Genomic DNA, 14,363 nt, shown 5'->3' with positions numbered 1-14,363 from the left:
TGTGCCGCCGCCCCGGCGGCCAGGGTCGGTTCAGCGCCGGTGGTGTTCGCGGAGCAGGGATCGCAGGACGACGGCGGCGGCGGCTACAGAGATGGCCGTGACGGCGACGGCAGCCAGGAGCGCGGTGAGGACGACTCCGCCGACGACCAGGGCGACGACGGTGTTGCGGTCGATGGAGACCGGCGGGACCGAGCGCCGTACGGGTATCGGGTCGGTCGGGATGTGGGTGTGCGCGGGCGGCGGAGTCGGGTTGTCGGGGTACTTGGGCAGGAACACGGCGCCCCTTCTCATCTACTCGTCTAGTTATGTGAGCCGTTTATGACGTCCACGCCGGAGCGCGTGCCCGACTCGATGGCGGGGGCCATGAAGGTGTGGGAGAGCCAAAAGCCGAAGAGCGCGATCAGGACGACGACCCAGGTACGGACGCCGAGGAACTTGACCGCTCCCCAGGCGAAGAAGCCGAGGACGAACACGAGCGGCAGGCTGACGGTCACGGGGTGGGGGTCCTCTCAGCGGACGGGGCAGCGGTGGGTGCGGGCGGCCAGTTCGGCGGCGGCGCGGCTGTCGTAGTCGGCGGAGAAGCCGCAACGCGGAGCGGTGCAGGCGGCGGTGTGCTTCTCCTGGCCCCGGTTGTCGTAGGCGGTGCCGACCTGGACGGGGCCGATGCGGGTGACGTCGCGGAAGCGGCGGTTTGCGGTCATGGTCAGTCCTCCTGTCGCAGGCTAGGTCCCGTGAATTCGCGCAGGATGCGGGCGGCTTCGGCGGGATCTGAGGTCTGGTCGGCGGCTTCTTCGGCGAGGAGCCGGGCCAGCGTCGGGCGACCGGTGGCGGCCATCTGGCGCGCTGCTTCGAGGTAGTCGGCGGCTGTGCTCAAGCAGAAGAGCGGCATGGTTCCTCCCGTTCAGGCGAGTTGGGCGGCGATTGCCTCGGCCATGGGCACGGGGACGCCGAGGCGAGCACGGAGAGTTGGGGTGTCGATGGGCGTTCCGGTGCGGGTGTGATGCTCGGCGGCGACCTTGCGGGCGTGTTCGACCAGGGCGGACGGGACCAGCACGGCAGGCCGCTCGGCTGGTGCCTTGGTGGCCGGTTGGGCAGGTAGCTCGGGAGCGGCTTCGGGCGCGTCCTCCTGATCCTCGACGACCTCGACGTCATCGACCGGTGCCGTCGGCGCGGAGTGAGCGAGGAGCGTTCCGCCGAGGAAGGCGACCGCGGGCCAGCCCGCAACGAGGATGCGCAGCCATGCCGGCACACGGTGCAGGTCGAGCAGCCCGGCGGTGGCGACGTTCGCACCGAGGGACGCGGCGAGCGCGATGACGAACCAGCACCACCCGGACGCTTTCGCCTCGCCGGACCGGAGTCGACGCCAGGCGGCGACGAGCAGCAGGTCGACGCTGATCGGGTAGGCCCACGCTTTCCAGCCGTCCTGTCCGGCTGCCGAGGCGACGTCGTGCAGGTGGGCGAAGGACAGGGCGGCGGCGATGAGCGCCTGGACGAGCACCGCGTCGACGCGGGCCAGTTGGGCACGCATGGTGCGGCTCCTTCCGGGTTCAGGCATGGGAGGGGTAGGGACGTGGCGTGAGGCGGTCACGCCGACCGGGGTTGGAGGGCGCAGGTCAGTCGGTCACCGGGCGCGGCTGGACTTGCGGAGCCGGGGCCTCGACCGGTCGTACGGGCGCGTCGGGCTGGAAGGGCTTGAGCGCAGGCAGGTCGGGGGCCAGGTGCGCGGAGTCGCGGCAGATTTCGGCGGCGTCGCCGAGGGAGAGGTACGGCGTGCGGATACGGGACCAGCCGCCGGAGGTGTCGCCCGCGACGGCCAGGCCGGGCCGTTCGGGGGCGATGGAGCAGGCGGCCATGACCGCCTCGGGCGCGATGTCTCCGAGTGCCATCTTGGCGGAGGCTTCGTCGTTGACGCGGTGGCAGACGCGGCCGGTGAGCTGGGCCCGAAGCATGGTCGCTCCCTTGCCCAGTTCGGCGCCGAAGCGTTGCCCGCAGACTTCCAGGTAGATGCCGGCGGCGCGGCCGAGTTGGGCGAGGCGGATGAGTTGGGTGACCATCTCGTCGCGCCGTTCCTCGTCCTTGCGCGTGGCGACGAGGAAGAGTTCGGCGACCTCGTCGACGAACAGCACGACGGGCGTGGGGCGTTCGCGCTCGGGCAGGCCCCAGATGTCGGAGGTGATCTCCTCGTCGGGGGTGCCCGGGGCGATGCCCTGCCGGGCCTTGATCAGGTCGTAGCGGTCCTCCATTTCTTTGACGAGCACGGGCAGCAACTCGGCGGCCTCGTCCGGGTCGGTTGCGAGTGCCGAGAGCCGGGAGGCGAACGGCGCCAGCTCCACGCCCCGCTTGCAGTCGATGCCGACGAGGGCGACCGGCTGTCGGGCGAGTCCGGTGATCAGGTGGCGCAGGTACATGGACTTGCCGGACAGGGTGGCGCCGAGGGTGAGTTGGTGCGGGATGGTGCGGTAGTCGCGTACGAAGGGCATGGCGTCTTCCCGCAGCGCGACCGGGATGCGCAGGTACCCGGAGTCGACCTTGCGGGGCATCCTTACGCGCCGCAGGACGTCGAAGCCGACGAGCCGCAGTTCGACGACACCGGGCTTGACGGTGGTGACGTACACGGCGTGAACGCCCCAGGCATGCCGCAGCCGTTCGGCCGAGGCGGCGACGTCGGCGGGTTCCTGTCCCGGGGCGAGTCGTAGCCGGATGCGCAGGCCGGTCGAGGTGGGCCGGATGATGCCCCGGCGTGGCGGGATGGGCCGTACCTCACGGCGGGTGGTGGCCTTGACCGCGAGGACCCGCAGCCGGGACGGCGCCACTGTCAGCCCGCACGCCTCCATGACCGAGCCGTACGAGCCGAGCAGCCGGGCCGTGGATATAGGCAGGCCGACGGTCGACCAGTAGAGCCCCGGGTGCTTGGCCCGGGCGTAGGTGGCCCCGCCGCCGAGCGCGGCGACAGGACCACCCACCTCCAGAAGCGTCGTCAGGTCGGACATCAGGCGGCGGCCTCGGCGTCAGTCCCGGTGACGACCGCCGGGAAGGCAGCCGGGGTGACAGCGGCGGCGCGGAAGGCGATGCCATGCCGCTGCTGCCCGTTGAAGACGCTCTCCCACGGCCGGGCGACCAGCCCCGGCAGCGAGATGGGCGCCCCGAGGGCCAGGCCCTCGGACACACCGCTCTCGGGAACGGTGACCTTGATCAGCGACGACTCGCCGTCCTCGATGTGGACGACACCGATCGTCATCAGCGCCTCACCGCTGACAGCGTCCTTTGCGATCTCGCCGGTCTGCCGGTCGCGGACCTTCGGTTCCGGAGCCTCGGTCAGCAGGATCGTCGCGGCCGAGGTCTCAACACGGATGGTGCGCAAGGGAGTTCCCCTATCTACTCGTCTATACATGATGTGTCCTACGAACCCGATCTCCGGGAACGTGCGGACCACCTTGCCACACAACTTGCCCACTCGTCTATACGAGTATGCCTGTTGGGGTGTACGAGTTGGGAAAGCGTCCCCGCGCACCACCGCAAACCATGACGATCAGGTCGCCGGGAGCTGGTATGACAGCACGTACGCGTCCGCGGCCATGACCGTGTCGCAGACCTCGACGGCTCGCCCCTCGGTGTCGAAGGCGGTTCGGATGAGGTGAATAACCGGCACGCCGGAGGCCAGCCGGAGCGTCTTCACCTCGGCGGGCGAGGGCATCCGGGCACGGATCTCCTCCTCGAAGTGGTCGAGGCGATGGCCCAGTTCTTCGAGGCGGGCGTAGATGCCGCCAGGGCCGGGGTTGGGTTCGGCGATCTGCGTACCCCGGGCGATGTCGAGGGGCAGGTAGGAGGTGGCGAACTCCACCGGCCGCCCGTCCAGCAGATACCGCCGACGACGGGCCAGCACCCGCCGCACCGACCCGAGCCGTGCGGAGACGTCCTGACTGGCCTTCTCCTCCTTGACCTCCAGGCTGTCGACCTGCGGGTGACTGCCGGCCGCATCCGCCTCGACGATGAACGCGGACTTGCCCTGCTCCCGATGTCGGCGCGCAAAGCGGTCCGAGGCGAGACGCCGAACGGGCGGCCGGGGCCGCACGAAGACGCCCTTGCCGTGTTCGGCGTGCACGAGCCCTTCCCCCTGGAGGATGGAGAAGGAGTTTCGAACCGTCATACGGGATACCCCGTAATGCTCGACAAGGTCAGCTTCCGAGGGCAGCTTGTCGCCCTCGTGGAATCGCCCACGGTCGATGGCCTCGCGCAGCTGGTCGGCGATCTGCCGGAAGACCGCACGATCACTCGTGGGGTCGAGATCGCCGAGAAGGCCGGAAGAAAGAGGACTCACAGGTACTCCTTTAGGTATCTAGACGTGTGGGCGAGTCTTGTTGCTACGGTGGAGAGCCTAGCCAGCGAGAGGGCCGAGGAACGTGAGCATGGATCGTCCGCACTCCGTGAGCGTCGCCGGAGTCGTCGTCGACGCCCAGGGCCGGGCCCTCCTGATCCAGCGCCGCGACAACGGCAAGTGGGAACCCCCGGGCGGAGTCCTCGAACGCGAGGAAACCATCCCCGAGGCCCTCCAGCGCGAAGTCCTCGAAGAAACCGGCATCAAGATCGCACTTCCCGCGACCCTGACCGGCGTCTACAAGAACATGACGGGCCTGATCGTCTCGCTGGTCTTCCGCTGCCAGGCGGCCGACGGCACGCCCACCACCGGTGACGAAACCCGCGCGCTGCGCTGGGCCACCCGTGAAGAAGTCTCCGAACTCGCCGACGAGGCATACGCGATCCGCGTCCTGGACGCACTCGACGCGACGTCCCCGCCGGCCATCCGCGCCCACGACGGCGTGAAACTCGTCTAGCCCAAACCCGCTGCACATGGCGGCCTACCAGCACGAAGGAACTTGTATGCACGAGTATATGAGTGTAGCCCGGGTTTGGGGGCTCACTTGCCCAGGATTCCCGGAAGAAGTGAGCCGGGCCCGCCGCTGGACCCGCGACATCCTGCGCGGCTCGCCTTTAGCGGAGGACGCCGAGCTGATCGTGAGCGAGCTGAGCGCGAACGCGATCCTCCACACGGCCAGCGGCCGGGACTCCGGTAGCTTCCACCTCGCGCTTGCGGTGTCGGCCCAGGCGATCGCCCTGTCGGTCACGGACGACGGATGTACTGGCACGACCCCGAAGGCCGAGCACCAGGACCAGGAGGCCGAGCACGGCCGGGGCTTAGGCATGGTCAGCGCGATCGCCCACCGGGTCGTGGTCCACGACAGCGACGGCGGCCACACGGTCACCGCGGAGCTCTTCACCGATACGCGCACGGGAGGCCACCCGTGCTGAAAGACGAACCTTGGCCCGGGTTCTGGTGCGAATGCTGGACCGAAGACCTCACCAACGACGCAGAACAGCCGACCCTCCGGGCATCCTTCGACGCCTACTCAGCACCCCAGGCCGACAGATGGGTTGCCATCACACTCCGCACGATCACACCGGCCCTGGACCCTGACGCCTCCGACGAGGCATGGCATTGGCTCTACTTCGGCCGCATCAAGACGAGACGAGCACTCCTGCGGTTCGAGCCCTGCTCGGTATCGGTAACCCAAGCCGGCACACGCATCACCTGGACGATCCGACCCGTACTCTTCCTGCCGCTCGCACATCGCCAAGGCATCAAACTCCCAGCCTGCGCATACGACTTCAAGCCCCACACCACCCGCGCGACCGACTGAGTTACAACTTTCTCTACTGGTTCAAGGCGGCTCGCTCCGCTCCCCGCGCGCGGCCCGGCCCCCGGCCGGGCCTGCGCTCCTGTCTCCGCCCCGCTCCAGCCCGGCCGGCGCCCGTGCCGCGCTCACAACAATCAGCCGCCTAAGGCCAGAGAAGGGATGCGTCGTGGCTGGGGCGGTCGGCTCCGCGGCTTTACGGAGCCACTTTGGCGCGAGCCTCGAAGATCATGGCCCCAACGTCGTGCTTTACCGGGCAGGTCCACAGACTGCCCGACCCGCCGGAAGCTTACGGGGCCATGATCACTCGCGCCAAAGCAGCGCCACCCCAAAGCCACTCCACCGACCTCTTGGCTTACGTTGCGCCATGGCCGTCACTTCGAATAATTTGCACCCAATTGGACCGAACGCGTCCATCAGCTTCGATTTTGGGAATGAATCGAACCATCAGACCAGTGAGATCGTCCAGGCCTTTCTCTGGGCGATTCTCTACAGATGATCCATGGAAGAACACATCTTTAGGGAACCGCGGATGAGCGATGAACCCGTAGGTTTCACACCACGCCTTCACCACCCCTTCGGCTATCTCGTCCCGCTGCGACTCATTAGTAGCCACTTCTGAGTCTGTTGCAGGTCGAGCATATTCCAAGATTCGATCACACAAATCCTGAATCTCAGGATTGCTGGATGTGCGCCTCAATTTGGCCACATGACCCGGGAAATTACGCCACCCTCGGCAGGCCTCGAAAGCGAACAGTTGCGTACTGACGCGCTTTATCATGCGAACAGTCTGCTGGTCTCTCGTAGCGCCATCGGCGCCAGGCGAAGTAACACATCGAATATAGTGGGAGAAACTTTCCAACACGGCATCAAAAAGGCGTATATCGGAAATGCCGCCTCGGATTTCTTGATCCCCGATCGAAAACCCAGCTTGAGCCTTGTCCGCAGCTTCCAATGCTCGATGCTCGTGATCAAGCAGGTACTCAGACCAACGGCGCCAAGAGTCGACAAGAGCCGTGAGAGTGATCAGCTTAATCCTGCCTGCAGCTCGCTCCAGGGCCCATTCAAGGAAATGCTGACCCTCGCTGAACTCCCGCATCCACGTCAGATAGGATCCGAGCGTTTGGGCAGTCTCCGGACTATTGAAATACCCGTGAGCAATCCGGGCATAGTCCGCAGCTTTCTGAACTTCGTGAGCTTTCCTCGCGAGATGGCCAGCAAAGAAATACGCTACAACAGCCTCAGCGAGGCTATCGTCGCTAGCCCTGGCTTTTCGAATTGCCGCGAGGTAGGCAGAGGTCGCCGCATCAACGTTACCTTGAGCCGAAAGAATGAATCCTTGAACTCGATCCACTTCCCAAAAGTCAGGACTCATGGATCGCGCCCTCTCAACCAAGTCAAGACTCGGCCCGAAAGCGCCATCCTTCGAATCTGATAGCGCTTTCCTGAGCAGATGCGCAACCGGCTCATCATTGCTTGTGCGTGTACGCACCACATTGGGCGCGAGCTTCCGGGCTTTTTCATCGTTACGCCGGCGCTCGGCCGAACGTCTGAATTCTTGCTCTTTTTCCAGAATAGCGTTAACTGCAACTGGATTCGGCGTATTAACTCGCCTCAGGTAGGACTTTGCTGCTTCTGTGAGACTTACCCTCGAAACGAGCGAGCCATCCGGATCGTTGTCGAGTCGAACCATAGAACCGTTTAGAAGTTCATGGATTGAGCGACGCAACGAATCAATAGAGGCGTCCGAAAGGATAGCCAATTCATCGAACGTGACGTCTCTTTCGAGCGCAAAAAGCGTTAAGAGAACACCTTGCGTGCTCGGCGTCATACCTTCATACACTGACCTCACGCAGAAGTCCAAGAGGTCTTCCTGGTTCTCCAGTGCAAGGTTTGGTTGCTGGCCGGCCTCTACAGAAAGGACGTACCACCTAATAGCCAATGGGCTGAACCTGAGCCTCTTAACCACTTCATTGACGGTATTAGGAGCCAAGCGTACCAGTCGAGAGACATCCCTAGAGCGTCCGAATTGACGGAACAGGCTGGCTGCGTCCTTCTCTTTCAAGGGACCAAGAGGGATACGACGCTCGAATTGCCCTACTCCGACTCGACTTGTGAATAGGTAATTCACGCTATCCGGGAGTCGCTCATATAGTGCTATGACCTCTTCACCGTCAACGGTCTCCAGGTTATCAATAACGAGAAGAGTTTCAATTCCCTCTAGAGCCTCTGCCAGCTCGTTGATCCCTCCCCGAAAATCTGTATCGAATGCCTGCCCTAGTTTCCTCGCTGCACCTGTTAGATCCCTAATGGAGTTCACAATTCCAACTACACCAGAGGCAGTGAGCCGTTCCGTCTTGAGTGATACCCAAAGTATGCATTCATAGGGCGATTCAACGTTATCGACAAGTGAGTAAGCCACTTCCAGGGCAGTAGCTGTCTTTCCGATACCCCCCTCGCCTGTGATCGTCAGCATCGATTCCCGCCGCTTGAGGAGATGTGAGACGATCTTCTTGCAATCTTCGGCCCGGCCGATCAATCCAGTCTCGTCGTACTCTGACAGGGGTAGGTTGTGAAGAATTCGGTCTGAACGTCGACCCTGATTTTCAAAGGCTGGTTCCCAGGTTGGATCTGCGTCTAGGTGATCCACAATACCTTTGAGTGTGGTCCAGTATCGCGTTTGAAAATTCCTGCAAACACTCACGGCGGTCTCAGGGTCACCAGCTTGCAGGGGTCGGCCATGCATGACTCGGTTCCTGATGGGAACAAGCGAATCCATGAATGGCGTATTCTCTCGCAGTTCTCGACCAAGATCCGCTGGGAGAACCTCTCGATGCCTATTCAGCACGTCGTAAGCTTCGCGCATGTCCAGATATTGAACTGCGCTAACGGAATCGCCCAGCTCCTCAGCTTCACGACGCAAGTTAGCTTTCTCGTAATTGGGACCCAGTGCAGATTCTTCGTCCATATGGTCAAGGACGTAACGGACTAGAAAATTCCGCATATCGGATTCAACTGAGTCCACCAGAACGTAAAGCCGGGAACGCGTCATTCGAGTATGCGGAATCACTCAGTCTCCCAGGTTCGCACCGCCACACTTAAGATGTTGCCACCGGCCAGTGCTCATGTCACCCGAACGTGCAGAAGTCGCCCCCTTGTGGGCGGGGGCGGACCCAGTTCTCGGGAACGGTCAGCCGGTTCAGAAGGGTGACCGGCTCACAACGGGGGCCGGTCGAGCGCAATGGACTCTTTTGCCAGACGCGTGCCAGTTCGTGCCGGGGGGGACCACGGGGAACGCCGGGGAACTCGGCCACCTACCAAGAGCCGACGCCGCTCTAGTGCAGGTCAGAGCGGCAGTCACCCCCAGAACGCCTCAGCTTCTCAAGCTCAGAGCGTAGGCAATCTCCCTGTCGGCTAGGTCTGCTGCGGACCTGTCACCGTATCCTCAGCCGTCTCCCACGTCTGTTCCAGGAGTGAGCCGTGCGTCGCTTCGTCATGGTCGTGCTGTTGGCTGGCATCTGCGCCGCAGGTTGCTCACCCACGCCCGCGGCATCCAGCCAGACCTCGTCTGCCAGTACCACTACGGCAGCGGCTAGCAACGCGGCGACCGCGTCTCCCACCGTTCCTGCCTGCCAGGCATCTGCACAAGCCGACCAAGCGTTGTCAGCGTCTGGTGTGCTCCTGGTGACCGCAGTGTCCTTGAGTGACGAGACCCTGACCGCAGCGGGACGAATCGTGAAGCAGGCTCAGGACCTGAAGAGTGTCTCCGAATCAGTGTGCGGAATTGAGACCGGCAACAGTGGCAAGCCGAACAGGCAGACCGTGTGCCAGGCGTCCAAGGAGTTGAACCGCGACGGCGGCTTGAGAGCCAAAACGACGGCGGAGAACGCAGCCGAAGCGGCGGAACTGGCTTCGGCTGACGACATAGCCACCTTCCAGCGGCAGTTGGACGCCGTCGCCGATCCAGCAAGCTCAGGCACCATCACTCTGCTCGCCGAGTACTGCGAAGATCCGCTCTCATAGGGGAGCCCGGGCCCACCGGGCGTGACCGAGGCCGTCTCAGTTTCCGTCTCATTCAGCGCCGTTCGCGGACGTTCAGACGGGACCGAAGCCCGTAGCCGCTCCGGCGACCAGCCGACCGTGAACGCAGGTGAACGACCCTGTACGCGGCCCCGCGAGGCGCCAACACAGTTGGAAAGCGTGTAGGTCGGCAGCTGGATACTCCCTCGCCGGTCGGTGGCAGCGCGCGTATGGTCACGCGTCGGGGACGACTCGCTCAAGGACGTCGAACGGTGGGAGCAGGGGGCCTATGAGCAGGAGACGCTACGTGGCCAGGGGCGTGCCCGGCGGTTACCGGATCTGGGACAACCGAGGACATCGATGGTGGGGTGATCTCTACGAGTTGTGCCCCGACGACCTCTTGGCCGAGCTCAACGGCGAGGCGGACCACGCACGGATCACCGTGCTGATGAAGCGCTACAGGGTGCAGAAGCGGTAGACAGCGCAGCGCCGGAGCGTGGATGACGGAAGCCGCACTACAACCGCACCGGATAGGGCGGGTAACCGCGGGGAAAGCACCACGGCATGCCAGGGCCCCCGTAACCATTTGCCCAGGTCAGCGCTTGAACCGCCCCCAAATGATCGCAGCTTCCCAACCTGAGCGGGCCGGAAGATCTGGACGAGGACACCGCGGCAGGTCGCTGCCAGCGTCACTGACCTGGTGGGAGCCGTTAGGGGAGCTTCTTCATCACCCGCAACCCGATCCAGTACGCGAGGGCGGCAACCGCGAGGCTGACGAGCGCAGCGGCTGTATTCGGATACTCCTGGGTCAGTTGCTTCGCCGTTTCAAGAGCCGGCCCGCGACTGAAGAAGAAGCCGGTTGTGGCCGCCAGGGCGGCTCCGGCCTTGTCCTTGGTCCACCGCGCCTTTGGCTCGGAGTTGCTTGTCACCAGACGGTTGTATCGGGGACGCGGGCGGTGCGCAAGATCGGGGCGACCCAGGAGAGACCACCCTGCCGCTCCGTGGTTGCGCGGTACAGCAGCGAAGTACAGCAACCCCAGCAACCGGCAGCACTCCACACCGGCTCTCATAGGCCCCCGGGCAACCTGTATGACCTCCACTGACCGATCTCTGTAGAGCTACGGATCAGAAGGTCTCTGACATCCACGGTTGACATCAACGGCGCCGGACGGCGGCGTACCCCAGCGTCCCTGCCCGGCCGTCGTGTCTCTGAGCAGTGTCAGCCGGAGCAGGCCCGGATCGAACTCCTAAAGCGGGTGTCGCAGGTTCGAATCCTGCCGGGGGCACAACGCATTGAGCCGCTGAACTGGGGTTTCCCCCCAAGGAGGCGCTCCATTCGGCCTCGGACTCCTCGTCCGGGGCCGTTTGCGTGAGCGGAAGGAGTGGCAGGCCGAGCGACGAGCCGCCGTTCCACCGGGGTCGGCGCGTTCAGGACATGGTGCCGGTCCGACAGCCCATGGCTCGGCGTGGGTCGCGGCAGCGCTACTCCCTGTTGGCGGGGCTGGTGCCGGGACGGCGGTTCCGGCGTGTGCGTCTGGCCGGCGCACTTTCATCGGGTTGCTCGGCCGTGTCGTAGTTGCGCCAGCCGGTGAGGCGTCCTTCCGGGGTGTACCTGGCTGACAGTCCGGGAGGATCCATGTGATCTTCGTGTTCCCGGACCAGTTGCTGGGGCAGCATGACCACTGCTGTGATGCCGTGGGGCGATGAACTGCGGAGCTGGACGCGGATGTCGTGGCGGCCGGAAAGCCGGCCTACGACGAACATGCCCATGCGTCGCGCCACCGCGACGTCGACGACCGGAGGGTTCAGGAGCCTCTCGTTGGCCTCTACAAGGTCCTCGGCGGACATGCAGATGCCGTTGTCCTGGATCTCGACCTTCGCGCCGCCGCCGGACAGCAGCTGACAGGTGACCTGCACCTCGGTATCCGGAGAGGAGAACGTAGTCGCGTTCTCCAGTAGCTCCGCGATGAGATGAACGATGTCGTTCACCGCCCGGCCGTCGACGTCCGCGGTGACCAATCCGCGCAGCTGCACCCGCTGGTATTGCTCGATCTCGCCGATGGCGGCCCGGAGGACATCCACAAGCCGGACCGGGGCGCTCCAGCGGCGGCCCGCCTTCTCGCCCGCGAGGACGAGCAGGTTCTCCCCGTTGCGGCGCAGGCGGGTGGCCAGGTGGTCGAGCTTGAAGAGGCTGGCGAGCAGGTCGGGGTCCTGTTCGCCGTTCTCCAGGTGGTCGATCAGCTCCAGCTGCCGTTCCACGAGGCTCTGGCTGCGCTGCGACAGGTTGACGAACATCGTGTTGATGCGCCCGCGCAGGTGCGCTTGCTCGAACGCCAGCCGTACGGAATCGCGATGGACATCGTCGAACGCGCGGGCGACAGTTCCGATCTCGTCGGTCGAGTCGACGGCCGTGGATTCGACCTCGATGGGCTTGAGTTGGGTGCCGCTGGACTCCCGCAGCAACCGGACCACCTCGGGCAGGCGGCGTTGAGCGATATCGAGGGTGGAGGCACGCAGGGTGTGCAGCGGCCCGACGATCGACTGCACGAGGACGTGCGTCACAACGATCACGAGCAGGAGGATCAACAGCTCGACGAGCGACGCTGTGAGCAGTGAGCGCTCGGCCTGGCGTTGCTCGCGCAAGCTTTCGTCCTCGACCATTCCCACGAGCCGCTGCTCGACCCGTCGCATCAGGTCCAGCTTGCTCGTCATGGTGTCGAACCACACGTCGGCGTCGAGGCTGGGGCGACGGGTGCCCTGCAGGGCGAGTGCCTGCTTCTGGAACGTGTCGGCCCTGTCGACGTCCCTTCCGGTGAGGGTGCGCTCGTAGAACTGACGCTGGGCGGCCGGCGCACCGGACAGGAACTGGTCGATCAATGCCTGTTGCCGACGGCCGGCCAGGGTCAGGCTCTGGGCCTCGTTCGAATCGAAGTGTCCATCGGCCAGTGCGCCGCCGAGCAGTGCGCGTTGCTGGGACGCCTTCTCCGTGGCCTGGGCGAAGGTCTCGAGTGTGCCGGCCCTCATGACAAGGGCCGGGCCGGCGATGTCCGGCGCCAGAAGGTCAAGGGTGTCGGTGAGCTCGGTGAGCAAGACCGTGTATGCGTCGACCACGGTCGGCCAGCGCATCGTCGCTCGGGCCACCGTGTGGCGCAGCGACGCGACCTTCGGGCCGAGGGCGTCGAGCACCGCGAGCTGAGTGCCCAGGACCGAGTTCGTCCTTCGGTGGACACGAACGGCTTCGCCACGGACCCGGGCCAGCGCCGTGTCTGTCTTCGAGCGCTGCGTGTCGATTCGGCTCGTGTTGCTCGTACGGCCTGCGGCGACGTGGACGGCGGTGAGATCGCGTTCGTCCTCGATCTCCTGCAACAGCGCCGTGCCCTTGTCGACGACGCGGACGAGCTGACGGGCCTTGTCGATGTCGCGTGCCTTGTGCACGGCGGATCCGACCCGCAGACCGCCCAGTACGAGCGCGGTGACGATCGGGATGACGACCACAGCCAGCAGCTGGGTGCGCACGCTCCAGTCACTCGGGGTGAACCGCCTCTGGTTGCTGCCAGGTTGTGCTTGCACTTGCCCTCGTACCCTCTCTCCCCGCCCTAGAACGTGCGCGATTCAGGGGCGCGTCCACGTGTCGCAGGCACACCGCTCATCGCGCGAGTGCGCTTGTCGTGTGATGTCGTGTCGTGTCACGTCGTGATGAACGTGCCGTCGATGGATGAGGCCATCGCCTCGTCCGTCCGCCGGCAGGTTCCTGCGGACGCGAACCACGCGTCGGCCTCGGAGCTGTTCGAGACCTCGACCACTTCCTCGGCGGGGGTCGCTGTGGCGATCCGCTCAGTACCGGGGCTCAGCCGTCCGTCGTGTTCGCCAGGCGGGGTGGGCTTGGCATCGGCGGCGAGGTTGGTCGTGTCTTTGCCGGTGGCGAGGCCGCCTTCGCCACCGGGGCCAACCAAGCGCGCAAGGGGCTTACTGAAGACCGTCCGCACGCCGCTCGCCTGCCGAGCAGACCGTCGCGAGTGCGGACAGAATGAGCACGGTCGACGCCGCGCCGGGGTCCTGGTGGCCGATGGTGCGGGCTCCGAGATAGCTCGCGCGGCCCTTCCGGGCCTGCATGTCGGCGGTCTGCTTCAGCCCCCGCACGGCGGCGTCGGACGCCGCGCGGGTGGCGCCGGTCAGCTCGCCGCCGGTGTCGATGACGGCCTGATAGGCGGTCACGGCAGGGCTGAGGGCGTCGATCATGGTCTTGTCTCCCTCCAGCGCCGCGCCGATCCGCTGGATGCCGGTGAGGGCGGCCGCGAGCGCCGCACCGAGTTGTGCGGCGGAGACGTCGGGATGCCGGCCCAGGGTCTGCGCGGCCTGCCGGAACCCGGTGCCGTACAGCGGTCCTGATGCGCCGCCGGTCTTGCTTATCAATGCCCCGCCTACGGTGGCGAGCACTGCACCGGGGGTGGAAGGGTTGGTTTCGTCCAGCATCGCCACCGCCGCCTGGAGGCCACGGCGCATGTTGATGCCGTGGTCGGCGTCGCCTACAGCGGAGTCGAGGCGGGTCAGGTGATCGGCATTCTCGGTCACCGATCGGGCGGCCTCATGGATCCAGGCCCGGAACATGCTTGCGTCCATCGTCGTCCCTGCTCCCTCGTACGGTCTCGTACG

At 65.2% G+C, this 14,363-nt stretch carries 18 protein-coding genes; 5 read left to right on the top strand and 13 right to left on the bottom strand.

Annotation, left to right across the window (positions count from 1 at the left end):
* Positions 1-30: 30 nt before the first annotated feature.
* The 8 genes from OG303_RS28555 to OG303_RS28520 form a co-directional block, all read right to left on the bottom strand.
* Positions 31-276 (bottom strand): SpdD protein, encoded by a 246-nt coding sequence (locus OG303_RS28555; protein WP_405871895.1) that lies wholly within the window; start codon positions 274-276, stop codon positions 31-33.
* 23 nt (positions 277-299) lie between these two features.
* Positions 300-494, bottom strand: a complete 195-nt coding sequence (locus OG303_RS28550) for a hypothetical protein (RefSeq protein WP_389294896.1) — start codon at positions 492-494, stop codon at positions 300-302.
* 15 nt (positions 495-509) lie between these two features.
* Positions 510-701 (bottom strand): mobile element transfer protein, encoded by a 192-nt coding sequence (locus OG303_RS28545; RefSeq protein WP_240865278.1) that lies wholly within the window; start codon positions 699-701, stop codon positions 510-512.
* A 2-nt stretch (positions 702-703) separates the two neighbouring features.
* A complete protein-coding gene (locus OG303_RS28540) occupies positions 704-889 on the bottom strand; it encodes a hypothetical protein (protein ID WP_405871893.1) in 186 nt (61 codons plus the stop codon).
* Between the two features lie 12 nt (positions 890-901).
* Positions 902-1,528 (bottom strand): DUF2637 domain-containing protein, encoded by a 627-nt coding sequence (locus tag OG303_RS28535; RefSeq protein ID WP_405871892.1) that lies wholly within the window; start codon positions 1,526-1,528, stop codon positions 902-904.
* 85 nt (positions 1,529-1,613) lie between these two features.
* Positions 1,614-2,990: an FtsK/SpoIIIE domain-containing protein gene (locus OG303_RS28530; protein ID WP_405871891.1), complete on the bottom strand. Its 1,377-nt coding sequence runs from the start codon at positions 2,988-2,990 to the stop codon at positions 1,614-1,616.
* Positions 2,990-3,361, bottom strand: coding sequence for a hypothetical protein (locus OG303_RS28525; RefSeq protein WP_405871890.1), 372 nt, complete (start codon positions 3,359-3,361; stop codon positions 2,990-2,992). Before OG303_RS28525 ends, OG303_RS28530 begins: the two co-directional genes overlap by 1 nt.
* A 168-nt stretch (positions 3,362-3,529) precedes the next feature.
* Positions 3,530-4,318 (bottom strand): GntR family transcriptional regulator, encoded by a 789-nt coding sequence (locus OG303_RS28520; RefSeq protein WP_405871889.1) that lies wholly within the window; start codon positions 4,316-4,318, stop codon positions 3,530-3,532.
* 106 nt (positions 4,319-4,424) lie between these two features.
* On the opposite strand from OG303_RS28520, the gene OG303_RS28515 reads away from it, so the two are divergent.
* Genes OG303_RS28515 through OG303_RS28505 form a run of 3 tightly spaced genes read left to right on the top strand, consistent with a single transcriptional unit; the run spans position 4,425 to position 5,696 of the window.
* Positions 4,425-4,832, top strand: a complete 408-nt coding sequence (locus OG303_RS28515) for an NUDIX hydrolase (RefSeq protein WP_405877518.1) — start codon at positions 4,425-4,427, stop codon at positions 4,830-4,832.
* Positions 4,833-4,878: 46 nt separating this feature from the next.
* Positions 4,879-5,307, top strand: a complete 429-nt coding sequence (locus tag OG303_RS28510) for an ATP-binding protein (protein WP_405871888.1) — start codon at positions 4,879-4,881, stop codon at positions 5,305-5,307.
* The gene (locus tag OG303_RS28505; protein ID WP_405871887.1) at positions 5,301-5,696 is read left to right on the top strand and encodes a hypothetical protein; all 396 of its coding nucleotides are present in this window, start codon (positions 5,301-5,303) and stop codon (positions 5,694-5,696) included. Before OG303_RS28510 ends, OG303_RS28505 begins: the two co-directional genes overlap by 7 nt.
* 349 nt (positions 5,697-6,045) lie before the next feature.
* Here the strand turns inward: OG303_RS28505 and OG303_RS28500 are convergent, their stop codons facing one another.
* The gene (locus OG303_RS28500; RefSeq protein ID WP_405871886.1) at positions 6,046-8,658 is read right to left on the bottom strand and encodes an NB-ARC domain-containing protein; all 2,613 of its coding nucleotides are present in this window, start codon (positions 8,656-8,658) and stop codon (positions 6,046-6,048) included.
* A 512-nt stretch (positions 8,659-9,170) separates the two neighbouring features.
* Between OG303_RS28500 and OG303_RS28495 the strand changes: the two genes are divergently transcribed.
* Positions 9,171-9,713 carry a hypothetical protein gene (locus tag OG303_RS28495; protein ID WP_266517444.1) on the top strand — a complete coding sequence of 181 codons (543 nt, stop codon included), beginning with the start codon at positions 9,171-9,173 and terminating at the stop codon, positions 9,711-9,713.
* A 286-nt stretch (positions 9,714-9,999) separates the two neighbouring features.
* Positions 10,000-10,188: a hypothetical protein gene (locus tag OG303_RS28490; RefSeq protein ID WP_405871885.1), complete on the top strand. Its 189-nt coding sequence runs from the start codon at positions 10,000-10,002 to the stop codon at positions 10,186-10,188.
* Between the two features lie 232 nt (positions 10,189-10,420).
* Here the strand turns inward: OG303_RS28490 and OG303_RS28485 are convergent, their stop codons facing one another.
* The 4 genes from OG303_RS28485 to dhaL form a co-directional block, all read right to left on the bottom strand.
* Entirely contained in the window at positions 10,421-10,639 is a 219-nt protein-coding gene (locus OG303_RS28485; protein ID WP_405871883.1) for a hypothetical protein, read from the bottom strand.
* 553 nt (positions 10,640-11,192) lie between these two features.
* Positions 11,193-13,226, bottom strand: coding sequence for a nitrate- and nitrite sensing domain-containing protein (locus tag OG303_RS28480; protein ID WP_405871882.1), 2,034 nt, complete (start codon positions 13,224-13,226; stop codon positions 11,193-11,195).
* A 170-nt stretch (positions 13,227-13,396) separates the two neighbouring features.
* On the bottom strand, positions 13,397-13,696 hold the full coding sequence (locus OG303_RS28475; protein ID WP_405871880.1) for a hypothetical protein: 300 nt from the start codon (positions 13,694-13,696) through the stop codon (positions 13,397-13,399).
* Positions 13,677-14,330, bottom strand: coding sequence for a dihydroxyacetone kinase subunit DhaL (gene dhaL, locus OG303_RS28470; RefSeq protein WP_405871878.1), 654 nt, complete (start codon positions 14,328-14,330; stop codon positions 13,677-13,679). Before dhaL ends, OG303_RS28475 begins: the two co-directional genes overlap by 20 nt.
* Between the last annotated feature and the right edge of the window lie 33 nt (positions 14,331-14,363).

Origin of the sequence: Streptomyces sp. NBC_00005 (assembly GCF_045160215.1) — a bacterium.
Taxonomy (GTDB): domain Bacteria; phylum Actinomycetota; class Actinomycetes; order Streptomycetales; family Streptomycetaceae; genus Streptomyces.
This window is presented reverse-complemented; position numbering and strand designations above follow the sequence as displayed.